12 protein-coding genes are annotated in these 12,657 nt (G+C 59.7%); 5 read left to right on the forward strand and 7 right to left on the reverse strand.

The genetic code is table 11. From position 1 onward, the window contains the following. Positions 1 to 16 precede the first annotated feature (16 nt). The 3 genes from NZ453_RS15710 to NZ453_RS15720 all read right to left on the reverse strand — a co-directional run bounded on the left by NZ453_RS15710 (position 17) and on the right by NZ453_RS15720 (position 2,029). Entirely contained in the window at positions 17 to 811 is a 795-nt protein-coding gene (locus NZ453_RS15710; RefSeq protein WP_263771660.1) for a DODA-type extradiol aromatic ring-opening family dioxygenase, read from the reverse strand. A 74-nt stretch (positions 812 to 885) separates the two neighbouring features. Further along, positions 886 to 1,497, reverse strand: a complete 612-nt coding sequence (gene gstA, locus NZ453_RS15715) for a glutathione transferase GstA (RefSeq protein ID WP_263771661.1) — start codon at positions 1,495 to 1,497, stop codon at positions 886 to 888. A 55-nt stretch (positions 1,498 to 1,552) separates the two neighbouring features. Beyond that, positions 1,553 to 2,029, reverse strand: a complete 477-nt coding sequence (locus NZ453_RS15720) for a DoxX family protein (RefSeq protein WP_263771662.1) — start codon at positions 2,027 to 2,029, stop codon at positions 1,553 to 1,555. Between the two features lie 132 nt (positions 2,030 to 2,161). Here NZ453_RS15720 and NZ453_RS15725 point away from each other — a divergent pair, with 132 nt between their 5' ends. The 5 genes from NZ453_RS15725 (at position 2,162) to NZ453_RS15745 (ending at position 8,488) form a co-directional block, all read left to right on the forward strand. After that, entirely contained in the window at positions 2,162 to 3,073 is a 912-nt protein-coding gene (locus tag NZ453_RS15725) for a LysR family transcriptional regulator (protein WP_263771663.1), read from the forward strand. A 154-nt stretch (positions 3,074 to 3,227) separates the two neighbouring features. Next, complete coding sequence (locus NZ453_RS15730; RefSeq protein WP_263771664.1) at positions 3,228 to 3,701, forward strand: NanQ anomerase/TabA/YiaL family protein; 474 nt, start codon at positions 3,228 to 3,230, stop codon at positions 3,699 to 3,701. Between the two features lie 421 nt (positions 3,702 to 4,122). Next, positions 4,123 to 5,709 (forward strand): FGGY-family carbohydrate kinase, encoded by a 1,587-nt coding sequence (locus NZ453_RS15735; protein ID WP_263771666.1) that lies wholly within the window; start codon positions 4,123 to 4,125, stop codon positions 5,707 to 5,709. Positions 5,710 to 5,853: 144 nt separating this feature from the next. Continuing rightward, positions 5,854 to 7,503, forward strand: a complete 1,650-nt coding sequence (locus NZ453_RS15740; protein ID WP_263771667.1) for a hypothetical protein — start codon at positions 5,854 to 5,856, stop codon at positions 7,501 to 7,503. 55 nt (positions 7,504 to 7,558) lie between these two features. Further along, positions 7,559 to 8,488 carry a dihydrodipicolinate synthase family protein gene (locus NZ453_RS15745; protein ID WP_263771668.1) on the forward strand — a complete coding sequence of 310 codons (930 nt, stop codon included), beginning with the start codon at positions 7,559 to 7,561 and terminating at the stop codon, positions 8,486 to 8,488. Between the two features lie 94 nt (positions 8,489 to 8,582). Here NZ453_RS15745 and NZ453_RS15750 read toward each other — a convergent pair whose 3' ends face one another. The 4 genes from NZ453_RS15750 to NZ453_RS15765 all read right to left on the reverse strand — a co-directional run bounded on the left by NZ453_RS15750 (position 8,583) and on the right by NZ453_RS15765 (position 12,611). After that, positions 8,583 to 9,608: a LacI family DNA-binding transcriptional regulator gene (locus NZ453_RS15750; protein ID WP_263771669.1), complete on the reverse strand. Its 1,026-nt coding sequence runs from the start codon at positions 9,606 to 9,608 to the stop codon at positions 8,583 to 8,585. A gap of 82 nt (positions 9,609 to 9,690) precedes the next feature. Then, positions 9,691 to 10,986, reverse strand: coding sequence for a TRAP transporter large permease (locus tag NZ453_RS15755; protein ID WP_263771670.1), 1,296 nt, complete (start codon positions 10,984 to 10,986; stop codon positions 9,691 to 9,693). After that, positions 10,983 to 11,495, reverse strand: coding sequence for a TRAP transporter small permease (locus NZ453_RS15760; RefSeq protein WP_263771671.1), 513 nt, complete (start codon positions 11,493 to 11,495; stop codon positions 10,983 to 10,985). Before NZ453_RS15760 ends, NZ453_RS15755 begins: the two co-directional genes overlap by 4 nt. A 99-nt stretch (positions 11,496 to 11,594) precedes the next feature. Next, positions 11,595 to 12,611 carry a sialic acid TRAP transporter substrate-binding protein SiaP gene (locus tag NZ453_RS15765; protein WP_263771672.1) on the reverse strand — a complete coding sequence of 339 codons (1,017 nt, stop codon included), beginning with the start codon at positions 12,609 to 12,611 and terminating at the stop codon, positions 11,595 to 11,597. Positions 12,612 to 12,657: the final 46 nt, after the last annotated feature.

The raw sequence follows: 12,657 nt of genomic DNA on the forward strand, positions 1-12,657 counted from the left end.
CCGGGCGGTTTTTTTTTCAGGCTACCTCGAACAGGTAATTGTCGGCCGCCAGCGATTGTTCGACCCAGCCGCCGCCAAGCCATTCGGTTCGCCTTTTTTCCCCGGCGGCCCCGAGCGCGACGAACAGCGGCAAAAAGTGCTCAGGTGTCGGATGTGCGGCCCGCGCGCCAGGGCCCTCATGCAACCAGTCGAACAGGCCCTCGTGGTCTCCGGCCATGAGTCGTGCATGCACCCAGTCGCGAAATGCACGAGCCGATTGCGAAGGGCGCTCACCCCCGGGACGCATGTATTCACCGAGATTGTGCGTGATGTGACCACTGGCCACGATGAGGACGTTCTCAGCGGCTAGGGGGGCCAAGGCCGCTCCGAGGGCGTAGTGATGCCGAGGGCAGCGTCCGGGTTGAACTGAAAGCGGTACCACGGGTATGTCGGCCCTTGGAAAGAGCATGCGCAACGGCACCCAGGCCCCGTGGTCGAGGCCGCGACCGGCATCGATCCCCGCCGCAATGCCGGCATCGGCAAGGACTTCTTTGATTTGTTGCGCCAGAGCCGGGTTGCCGGGAGCAGGGTACTGCATGCGATACAACTCGGCAGGGAACCCGCCGAAGTCATGGACCGTTTCAGGCCGCGCGCTGCCGCCGATCACCGGCAATTGCGTATTCCAATGCGCTGAAACCACGAGGATGGCGTCCGGCTTCGACAACCGCTTGGCGAGCCCTGTCCAGGTGGTAGCCAGTTCACCACCATCAAGGGCCGTCATTGGCGAGCCGTGCGAGAGGAAGAGGATGGGCTGGCGGTCTGAGTTTTTCACGTCGGTTCCGTGTTTGGGTAGATTAGGAATCGGTTCGGGGAGGCGTGCCTCCCCGTGACAAACTAATGGCTCTGTCAGCTGGCCGCGGACTCGGCGGCGCGTGCTGCCTCCACGCTCGGGCGGGCGCCGACCCGTTCCTGGAAGGCAACGAGCGAAGGCCATTGTTTCAGGTCGATGCCGGTGTGTTGGGCCCAGCCGAGAACAGTGAAGAGGTAACCGTCGGCCACGGTGAAGCGATTGCCGACAAGATAGTCGTTCTTTTCCAGGTGCTTGGCCGCGAAATCGAGGCGCACGATCAGTGCCTCGCGAGCGATCGTCTTGTAGTCGTCGGGCGTTGTGGGTTTGAACAATGGGCCGAACCCTTTATGAATCTCGGAGTTGATGTAGCCGAGCCATTCCTGAAGCCGATAGCGTTCCATCGTGCCGGCCTTGGGCGCGAGCCCGGATTCCGGCTTCTGATCGGCGATGTACTGAACAATGGCCGGGCCTTCGGTGAGCCGCGTGCCGTCGTCGAGCTCCAGGACGGGGACATAGCCCTTGAGGTTGATAGTCAGATAGTCGCTGCCGTCCCGACTCAGGACGTGCTTGCGGAGGTCGACCTTGACGAGTTCGGCGTTGAGACCGGCTTCGCGTAGCGCAAGGTGCGGCGAAAATGAGCAGGTGCCGGGGGAAAAATAGAGTTTCATTCGATTCTCCTTTCAATTTCTAGAGTGGGTAAAGCGACTCGGGAATTCGGACCGATCAGCGCGAAGCGCCTTTCGCCGATCTCGCCGAGTCGATGGAAAAGGCGCCGGCTCCGAGCAGCGTTTGCGCGATGGCCAGAATGATCAGATAAACAGGGTATTCCCAGCCGCCGTTTTTGCCGCTGAACACCCATCCGTTTCCAAAATGAACGGTTGCCGCTCCGATCAGGATAGGTACCGTGAGCGCGGCAACGAGGCGTGTCTGAAAGCCGGCAACCAACGCGATGCCAGCGAGGACTTCAGCCGGTGCGACGATGTACGCGAGGAAAGGTGGAAAGCCGACAGAAGCAAAAAAGCCGGCGGTTCCTGGAAGGGTGAATACCATAATCTTGAGCAAACCGTGGGCCAGGAACATGGCGCCGAGTGCTACCCGAAGCAGGGCAACACCGTAATCCGTAGCCGTCCGATCGGCAGTGCGCGTGGGGGCAATGGCAGGGTTTGCGTTTGAAGGGATGGCGGCGGTCAGCGTAGTCATGGTTTTCTCCTCAACGGTAGGTGGTTGGTTCGGCGCCGACGAGTATCGCGGCGTTGTGAGAACTGTACATACTGGCTGCTTCAGGATAAATGGCTCTACAATTCATAAATCGTTGCGATTTTCGGGATAATCATGGGCCGCTTTGAGGCGATGCGAATCTTCTGCACGGTAATCGAGGCCGGCGGATTTGCCGCGGCGGCGGATCGGCTCGGCTTGTCGACGACGGCCGTTTCGCGCCACGTAGCGCAACTCGAAAGCCGCTTGGGCGTCCGCCTGCTGAACCGCACCACACGGCGTATGAGTCCGACGGCGGATGGGTTCGCCTATTTCGAGCGTTGCACGCAATTGCTCGCCGACCTCGACGAAACCGAAGCGAGCGTCTCAGGCCAGGCCCGCCGCCTGCATGGTCGATTGCGCCTTACCGCACCGATTGCACTTGCCGTTCTGCGGCTTGGCCCAGCGTTCGCCACTTTTGCCCGCGAGCACCCGGAGATCGAGCTTGATATCGTCCTCTCGGACGGGATCGCGGATTTTGCGGAGGAAGGGCTGGACCTCGCGCTTCGTGTGGGCAAGGTGGGCAGTACCAACGTGGTTGCCCGCCAGATCGGAGAAACGGAGCTGCTCGTCGCCGCCTCGCCGGATTACCTTGCGCGGGCCGGCGTGCCGCAACGACCCGAGGAGTTATCGGATCACGCGTGCTTTACATATGCGTATTCGTCTACAGGCAACCAGTGGCAATTCTTTTCCGATGGCGAAACTGACGGCGAGCCGGTGAACGTCCGCATTCGCGGGCCAATCAACGCCAACAACGGTTTGCTGATCGGGGAGATGGCGGCGAGCGGCGCGGGAATAGCGATGGCGCCCTGCTTCATTCTTGCGCCGCTGATCAAGAGCGGTCGCCTGCAACGCGTTCTCCAGGAATGGCCGCTACGGAGACTGCCGATACAGGTCGTTTACCCTGCGCGTCGACATCTCTCCGCCCGGGTGCAAGCGATGGCTGGCTTTCTCGCCCGTTGGTATGCGGAGCACGGTGGTGTTGACTGAACGAGCCGCGAGCTCACGGGTCAAGAGGTGCGCAATGTGCCGCATCGGTGGATAATCACGCGTCGCTTGGCTCGCGCTGGATGGCCGTCTCCCCATCGCGATTCTTCTTGCGCCTGCTTTTCCTTGCAGACGCTCATTCACACAGGAGTTGATCATGATTGTTGGCTTGTTATCCGATGTCGGCGCGCAGAAAAGCGCGCTCCCGGCGGCGATCGTCCGCGCGCTCGAAAAACTCTCGTCGGTCGATCTGCGCAAGGCGGAGCCGGGGCGCTACGAGATCGAAGGCGACAAGCTGTTCTACCTCGTCCAGGACGTCGAACTGCGCACGGTGGAGCAGAGCCGAGCTGAGGCGCATGTCGAGTACGCCGACATTCAGATTCCCGTGAGCACTGCAGAACGGTACGGGTTCGCCTTGCCGCAGCCTCTCGCGCCGACCGACGACCAGCTCGCGACCAAGGACCTCGCCTTTTATCCGACGCCAGCAAACGAAAGCTTCGTCGATACGGTGCCGGGAACTTATCTCGTTTTTATGCCGAAAGAACTGCATCGTCCCTGCCTTTCGCTCGGAAAGATCGAAACGATTCGCAAGGTCGTGGTCAAAGTCCACCGGAGTCTGCTCGGCCTCTGATTTTGGCGTTATAGGTGCGATAAGCGCCGGAACGAAATGACGCCCGCACGGCCGACGGCCTCGCGGGCGTCGTTGTATTCACTCGGAGGCAACGAGCAGGTGGTCTGGGTCCGGTCATTGCCACTTCTCCGAGGGCGGAATCGGCCAAGCCACCTGTCTGATGTACGGCACGTGCTAACACGTTACAGCATGCCTGCAATTCAAAGTTGACACGCGACGAAGAGCGCAGGAAACTATGCGCTAAATCGTGACAAGCAAAAGCGGCAAATGAACCGCTCATACGAGGGTTGCAAGGATTGTAGTTGGCCTTGGTGATGCTCACCGGACCGCTATCGCTCGTTCCCGCACTCCCTTCATTGAGCAAGATTGCAAACTGCGGCCGGGGATACCCTCGCTGAGCCAACAACAAAGAAAATCGCCTATGGACAAACTATTTCTCGGCATAGACATTGGCTCGGCGAGCGTACGCGCCGGCGTATATGACGCGGCCGGACAGCGGTTGTCGTTTGCCGTTCGGCCGATCAAGCAGTTCCACCCGAAGCCCTTGTTTGTCGAGCAGTCCTCTGGGGATATCTGGGCGCAGGCCTGTGCGGCCGTTCGCGAAGCCGTTGCATTCCCCGGGGTCGACGCGGCGCGTGTGGTATCGATCGGCGTCGATGCGACGTGTTCGCTGGTTGCCGTCGGCCAGGGCGGGCAACCGGTTTCCGTAGCGGAGGACGGCTCGCCGGAGCGCGACATCATCATGTGGATGGATCATCGTGCCGGCGAGCAGACGCGAGCCATCAACGCGACGAAAGATTCGGCGCTCGCGTATGTCGGCGGTGAAGTCAGCATCGAGATGGAGTTGCCCAAAGCACTATGGCTCAAGCAACGTTACCCGGAACGTTATACCGCTACCTGGCGTCTTTTCGACCTTGCCGACTATCTTGTCTGGCGCCTTTCCGATGCCGATATCGCAAGCGTCTGCACGCTGACATGCAAATGGAATTACCTGGCGCACGAGAATCGCTTTAGCGAGACATTGTTGAATGCCGTCGGCTTGACGGACATCGTCGCCAAGGTGCCGCAGAAGGTCCTCCCATTGGGCTCCAAAGCGGGGGCATTAACCAAGCAAGCGGCTGCCGCGCTCGATCTTCCCGCCGGTATCGTCGTCGCCACTGGCATCATCGATGCGCATGCCGGCGGACTGGCATTGGTGAGTACCGAACCGAACGGAAGCCTGGCGATCATCGGCGGTACGTCGAACTGCCACATGGTGGTCAATCCATCGCCAGTCATGGTTCCTGGCGTCTGGGGCCCGTATTTCGGCGCGATGCTTCCCGGGTACTGGCTGAACGAGGGCGGGCAAAGCGCCGCCGGAGCGTTGCTCGACTGGACGTTGCGCCAAAGCGACGCCTGGCCGCTGTTGGAAAGCACCGCGAAGGCTGAAAACCGGAACATCTATGCCGTGGCGAACGACTGGCTCGCCGATCTGGAAAAGCGGGAAACCTGGCCGACGCGCGATCTGCACGTCCTCTCGGACCACCACGGCAACCGCTCGCCGCGCGCCAATCCAAATGCCCGCGGCGCTGTCGTCGGCCTGACCCTGGAGCAAGGCAAGGATGCCTTGGCGCGCCTGTATCTGGCGACGCTGCAAGCCTTGGCGTACGGCACGCGCCACATCGTCGAAAGCATGAACGCGGCGGGCCACCACATTACGCGCATCGTGATGTGCGGCGGCGGCACCAAGAATCCGTACTGGCTGCGCGAGAACGCCGATGCCACGGGTTGCGAGATTCATCTCGTGAGCGAGGAGGATGCGGTGACCCTCGGCGCCGCTTTGCTCGGAGCCGTTTCGAGCGGCGCCTTTGCCTCGATGCCGGAGGCCGCCGCCACGATGGTTCGCCCGGGCGGCAGCGTGAAGGCACGGCCGGAAACCAAGGCGTTTCATGACGCCAAGTACGCCGTTTATTTGCAACTGTATGAAGACATGGAGCGATGCCGCGCCGCCATGAAGGCGTGGCAATAGTTCGCGCATGAAAAGCAGGAGCAGCTCGATGAGCACCAAGCAGAGCGAGGACTCGGGGCGAATGGCCCGGGATCGCTCGCGGGTGGTGTCCGCCGAGACCGCTCGTCGTCCCACCGAAACGCACTAGCCAAGAGGAACTCTCAAATGCTCAAGCTGACCCTCCCCGAATCCAAACCGCTACTCAAACCCGGTGAAAAGGAAGTCCTCTTCGTCACCAATGCCGACCTCCGCGAATCGGCCAACGTCGAATGCTGGCCGGTGCAGAGCAAGTTCGAGGCGAAGCTCGAGCAGGCGCTGGCGAAACGTCTCGGCCTCAAGGCCAAACGCGCGCATCTCTACAAGGGCGACAAGGGGCACGGGTTCATCAGCAGCCAGCGCGAAGGCAGCGATCTCTTCGCCTCCATCGATCCCGATGCGCCGGTCATCGTGTTGTTGACGGCGTGGCAGTATTCGCACCATCTGGCGCCGAGCCTTGTTAAGCATCGTGGCCCTGTCCTTCTCCTCGCGAATTTCGACGGCACGTGGCCCGGCCTGGTTGGCATGCTCTGTTTGGCTGGCACGCTGACGAGCTTGGGTAAATCGTATTCGCGCCTCTGGTCGAGCGATTTCGAGGACGAGTTCTTCTACAAAGGGCTTGAGTCCTGGGTCAAGACGGGCACCATCAAGCACGATACATCGTATCTGCACCCGGTCGACGCGAGCCACCCCGTGGCCAAAACGCCGGCTTGGGAAATTGGGCGCAGCGTTGGCGAATACGTGCTGCGCAACAAGGAAATCCTCGGGCTGTTCGACATGTTCTGCATGGGGATGATCAACGGGGTTTTCCCGCAGAAAGCGCTCATTGACATCGGCATGCCGCTGGAAAGCCTGTCGCAGTCCGCCCTGCTCGTCGAAATGGCGAAGGTGCCGCAGTCGCTGCGCGAAGAATGTCTAGCGTGGTATGAGGCGCGCGGCATGAAGTTCAACTTCGGCAAGGATCCCGCCAAGGAACTGACGCGCGACCAAGTGCTCGAGCAGTGCGCAATGATGATTGCCATGGCGCGTTTCACACAGCGTTTCGGCCTTTCATGCGTCGGCGTCCAGTATCAGCAGGGGTTGGCCCACTCGTGCGCGGCTTCCGACTTTGCCGAAGGCGCGATCGGCTCCACCGAGCGTTTTCCGATTCCGGACGAGAACGGAAAGATCATTCGCCCGGGCAAGCCGATCACCTGCGCCAACGAGGTGGACATGGGGACGGCCGTGCCGCAGACGATGCTTTTCCGCCTGCTCGATTCGCTCGGCTTGCCGTCAGAAACCACGCTGCACGACATCCGGTGGGGTAGCGACTACGAGGGTACGTTCTACTGGGATTTCGAGATCTCGGGGTCGGTTCCCTTCGAGCACATCAAGGGTGGGATCGCTGGTTCGACCGGCTATCGGCAGCCCGCGATGTACTTCCCGAAAGGCGGATCGTCGATCCACGGACAAGGCAAGGCTGGCCGACTGATCTGGGCCCGTGCGCATTACGAAGGAACCCAGGTTCACATGCACATCGGGACCGGGCAGGCCGTCGAGTTGCCGGCGGCCGAGTTCGAGCGCCGGCGCCGCGCCACCACGTATGAATGGCCGCTCCTCAATTGCACCCTGGACGGCGTTGGCCGGGATGACTTGATGGCCGGGCATCAAAGTAACCACATTACCGTTGCCTATGTCGATGAGGGCAAACTGGCCGACGTGCTGCGGGCTTTCGTGGCACAGGCCGTGACGCAAAACATCAAGGTTTGCGTCGCCGGCGACGCCTTCAAATTGCTATAACAAACATAGTCGCGGGTGGCTCAGGTCGCCCGCGACTTACAGGAACAGTACGAATATGAATGAGAAGTACAGGGGAGTCTGGCCGGTCATGTTGACGCCTTTCGACGACCGCCGGGAAATCGATTGGGAATCATTGAAGAAGCTGATCGACTGGTACATCGCTTCGGGGGTCAATGGGCTTTTTGCGAATTGCCAATCGAGCGAGATGTTTTTTTTGTCCGAAGCTGAATCGTTACAGCTTACGCGGTTCGTTGTGAACTATGTCGACGGTCGTGTGCCCGTCGTCGCTTCCGGGCATACAGCGTGCGGCCTCTCGCAGCAAATCGACCAGCTCGGCAAGATCGCTGAAACAGGAGTCGACAGCGTCATCCTGATCAGCAACCGTTTCGCCATGCGCGAGGAAAGCGACGACGTGGCGCTGACCAATATCCAGGCGATTACCGCCAACGTGCCAGCCAAGGTTGGGCTGGGCATCTACGAATGCCCCTATCCCTATAAGCGGCTGTTGTCCGATGCGATCGTCAGCTGGTGTGCGAAGAGCGGGCGTTTCACCTTCATCAAGGACACCTGCTGCCAGATCGATACCATTCGCCGGCGAGTGCAGTTGGTGAAGGGGAGCGGACTGCATATCGCAAACGCCAACGGCCAGACGCTGCTGGCCTCGCTACGTGCGGGGGCGGCTGGGTATAGCGGGGTGATGACCAACTTCCATCCCGAGTTATACGTCTGGCTCTGCGATAACTGGGAGAAGGAACCCGAGAAAGCGGAAGTGCTGTCGGCGTACCTCTCCACCGCTTCCCTGGCCGAACACCTTGATTACCCGATCTGTGCCAAGGACTACCAGAAGTCGATCGGTAACTTCAAATCGGTTGCTAGCCGTGTGCGCGATGCGGGCAATTACTATGCGGCGCACTTCACCAGCAACATGCGCGAAATGGTCCAGCTCGGAGAGTTCGTGAAGCGGCAACTGGGCATCGGAAAATAGACTTCATCGACGACCCTGATCGGGGCCGCTTAGGCGGCCCTTTTTTTCGCCAGGTACGACAGAGAGTCCCGGCCGACGCTACGCGGGCTGTGGCTCAGTGTTCGAACGTCTCCGTTTCACGACTCCGCCAGTGCAGACGCGCCGGGATCGTCGTCGATGTCGCTTGTCCTTTGTTGATCAGGCCGATGAGCCGTTCGAGGCTAGCTTCCGCGATGCCCTGGCTGTCCTGTTGGATGGCGTCGATGGGCAGCGGCAGACAATCGAGCAGATGGTGGTTGTCGAAGGTCATGATGCGTTGCGGCGCGATGCCGAAATGGTGGTGCTCACTGATAAAGATCAGGGCACCCTCAAGCAACGTGATCGAACCGGTAAAGAGCACGCGCGGATAACGGCCGAGCTCCGTAAAGCATTCCTGCATCAAGGCGTAACCTGTGCTGCGGCGATAGTCGCGTTGGCGCACCCAGCCGGGCTGTTCGGCGATGCCGGCTTCGGCGAGCGCGGCCCGAAAACCGTTTAGACGGTCGATACTCGGCGAAAGATGGGCTTGGCCGCCGAAGTAATAGGCTTCCTTCGCGCCGTTACGCAGCGCGTCCAGCACCATCGTGCTTACAGCGCTTTCGGCGTCCGTGATCACGTAGGGCAAGCCGCTGTTGTCGACACGGCGGTCGACGAGCACCAGTGGCAAGCGTTTGCGCCATTTCAGGTACATCTCGGGATCGGGCGAGCACGGCACGACAATCAGGCCATCGACCTGCCGGGCGACCAAGTGCTCGATACCCGCCTGTTCCTGTTGGGGATCATCGCCACTCGTGACGACCAATAACTGGTAACCGGCCTGATGACACGCAGGCTCCATGGCTTGAGCCAGGCTGGCGTGCGCAAAATTGGTCAGTTCGGGGACCACCAGCCCAAGGGTGTTGCTGCATCCGGAGCGTAGGGCGCGCGCTGAGTGCGACGGCTGAAAATTATGCGCTTGCGCGGTTTCGAGTACGCGCTGTTGTGTGGCCGCAGAGATGCGGAATTGCTCGGCGCGGCCGTTGAGCACCATGCTCGCTGTTGTCCGTGACACGCCGGCCATGCGGGCGATATCGTCAATCGTTAAGCGTTTATAACTGCTCATTGGTGGTTGCGCGGATATTAGAACTGAGGAAAAACGTTGAGGGGAACGCAAGAGTCCTTCCCCTCAACGCTCGAGCAAATTGCTAAGCCGTTTTGTATCCCATCGACTGCGGTAACCACAGCACCGTTTCCGGTACCAGAGTCATTAGCAACAAGGCCAGCAACAGCAGGATCATGAATGGAACCGATTCGCGGATCATGCCTTTCAGCGAAGTGCCTGTCATCGCGTTGATGACAAAGAGCAGCATGCCGAACGGCGGGGTGACCATTCCGATCATCATGTTTACGACCACGATCACACCGAAGTGCACCAGATCGACGCCGACTGCCCGGGTCGCCGGCAGCAAGAGCGGCACGAGCACCAGCAGCATCGTCGAAGTGTCGAGGAAGCAACCGAGGATCAGGAAGATCAGGTTAACGAAGAGCAGATACTCGATTCGGCTGAAGTGGTGCAGCGTGAACCAATGCGCCACGAGATCCGGAATCTGCTCGGCCGCGATCGCGTAGTTCATGATGAAGGCGCTAGCGACGATCAACGTCACGGAGGCGCTTTGGCGGAGCGACTCGTTCAGGACCTGCCACAAACGCTTCCACGATAGGCTGCGATAGTAAATCGTCAGCAGAATGGCGTGCATTGCTGCAACGGCCGCGGCTTCCGTCGGCGTGAAAAAGCCGGTGTAGATCCCGCCGAGCAAAACGATCGGCAGCGTCAGCGGCAAGAAGCCCTCGGCAATGACCTTCGGCATATCCTTCAGCGGCGTGCGCGGCTCGCGTGGCAGGTTGCGGACGCGGCCCAGAATGTAAATGCCGATCATCAGCGCAATGGCCATCATGAACCCGGGCATCACGCCGCCGAGGAACAATGCGCCTACCGATGAACCGGAAACCAGCGCATAGATCACCAACGGAATCGATGGCGGAATGATCGGCCCGATCGTCGACGAACATGCGGTAATCGCCCCGGCGAATTCGGCCGAAAAGCGGTTCTTGTTCGTCATCATTCGGATCGATACGAGCCCTGGACCCGCCGCGTCGGCGATGGCGCTGCCGCTCATGCCCGAGAAGATGACGCTGACGATGACGTTTACGTATGCCAAGCCGCCGCGGAAATGTCCAACGAGTGCAATCGCCATCGAGAACAGCCGCTCGCTGATCGCTCCTGCGTTCATGATGCTCGCTGCAAGGATGAAGAGCGGCACCGCAAGAAGAACGTAACTGTTGTACAAGCCGTTCAGAACCTGATCAGCCATCAGCCCAACGTCCTGACCCTTGGCAACCAGGTAGCCGACGCCGCCGGCGAGCATGCCGAACGAGATTGGGGCGCGTAGCAGCATCGTACCGCCCATGATCGCCAGCATTATGATAAGCGCGTTACTCATTCTACGGACTCCGCTTTCTGTGCACTTTGAGGAACTTCACCAATCTCGGATTTCCAGTTCGGCCCGAAAAGCACGATCAACTTGCGCGCATAGAAAAATCCGATGGAAAGCAGAAAGAGGATGAAGGCGCCAAAAACGTAGCCGAACGGCACGTCAAGCACGGGTGTCGCTTCGCGCATCATGAAGCTGACGTAGCTGTACGACGCGGGTACAGCCCACAAAAACAGGCCGCCGATGATCAGCGCATAGGCGATTTGGAAGCAACGCTTCCCCTGTGGCGGAAGATGCTCGTAAATCAGATCGAGCATGACATGTTCTTTTTCCTTGAGCAGAAAAGCCCCCGCCCAGAACATGCTGAAGACATAAAGAATAACGATAAGCTCATCACTCCAAGTCAGCGGTTTATTGAATACGAACCGCATGATGACCTGAAAGATGAAGGTCAAAAACAGAACGCCGTAACTGACCGTCCCGATCAAGCCAGCGGCTTTCTTTAACAACTTGAGCATGGCGCCCCCACAAGGTTTACCGAGTATCTGCTTGGCGACAAAGGCCAAGAGACGCATGGAAGGGGCGCGAGCGCCCCTTCCATGCGTGTTGCTTCAGAGTTACTTCACGTCGTTGATGCGTTGCAGCAGGCCTTTTGGCCAGTTGTTCGCCATTTCGGACTTCTGGTATTTTTCCTGCACGACCTTGCGGAACTCCGCGACGTTCGGCGTGACGACTTTCAGTCCTTGCGACTTGAAGTAATCGACGATTTCCTTTTCGTCCTTGATACGGTTTTCGTTGTTGTACTTCGCGGCGGCCTGGGCGGCCTCCTTGACCTTCTTCTGCTGTTCCGGCTTCAGCGCGTTGAACGCCTTGGTCGAGTACGATAAGAAGATAGCGTCGACGAGGTGGCTCGTCATCACGACGGTCTTGCTCACTTCATAGAACTTGGCAGCGCGAGCGCTGGGCAGCGGGTTGTCCTGTCCGTCGATCGTCCCGGTCTTGAGGGCCAGATAGACTTCGCCGAAGGCGAGCGGCGTAGGCGTGGCGCCGAGGGCTTCGCCGAGGAACAGCCATTCCTTGCTCGCCGGCATGCGCAGCTTGATGCCCTTCAGATCAGCCGGGGTCGTGACGTTCTTGTCTTCGCGCAGCATGACCTGGCGGGTTCCGAGATAAGCCGTGGCGAGGGGCGTCACTTCCATCTTCTGGATGACCGGTTTGAAGACCTCTTCACCGATCGGGCCGTTGAAAACCTTCTGCTGATGGTCCGGGTCACGAATGATGTAGCCGGCGGTGAAGATCGAGAACTCAGGAACGATCTTGGAGATGTCCTGCGCCGAAATGGCCGACATTTCAAGGTTGCCCCGGGCCATGGCGGCCGGTTCCGTTCCTTGCTTGAAGAGCGCGGCGTTCAGGTGGATCTGAACGTCGAATTCGCCCGGTGCCGATTTTTCCAAAGTGTCCTTGAACACCGTCCACATCTTGGCATGCCAGTCTTCGGGAACGGCAGGTGTCGAGATACGGATCACTGTCTTGTTCTGCGCCATGGCTTGCGGAGCGGCGAAGCCGAAGCCCAGGGCGGCAACCACAGCGAGTGCCTTGAGAGTGGTACGGCGTAGTACGTGTTTTTGACTCATGGATTTCTCCTTCGGAACATTGCTAATAGGCACATCGCGCCCCCCA

Origin of the sequence: Propionivibrio soli (genome assembly GCF_025770765.1) — a bacterium.
In the GTDB taxonomy this organism is placed as follows: domain Bacteria; phylum Pseudomonadota; class Gammaproteobacteria; order Burkholderiales; family Rhodocyclaceae; genus Propionivibrio; species Propionivibrio soli.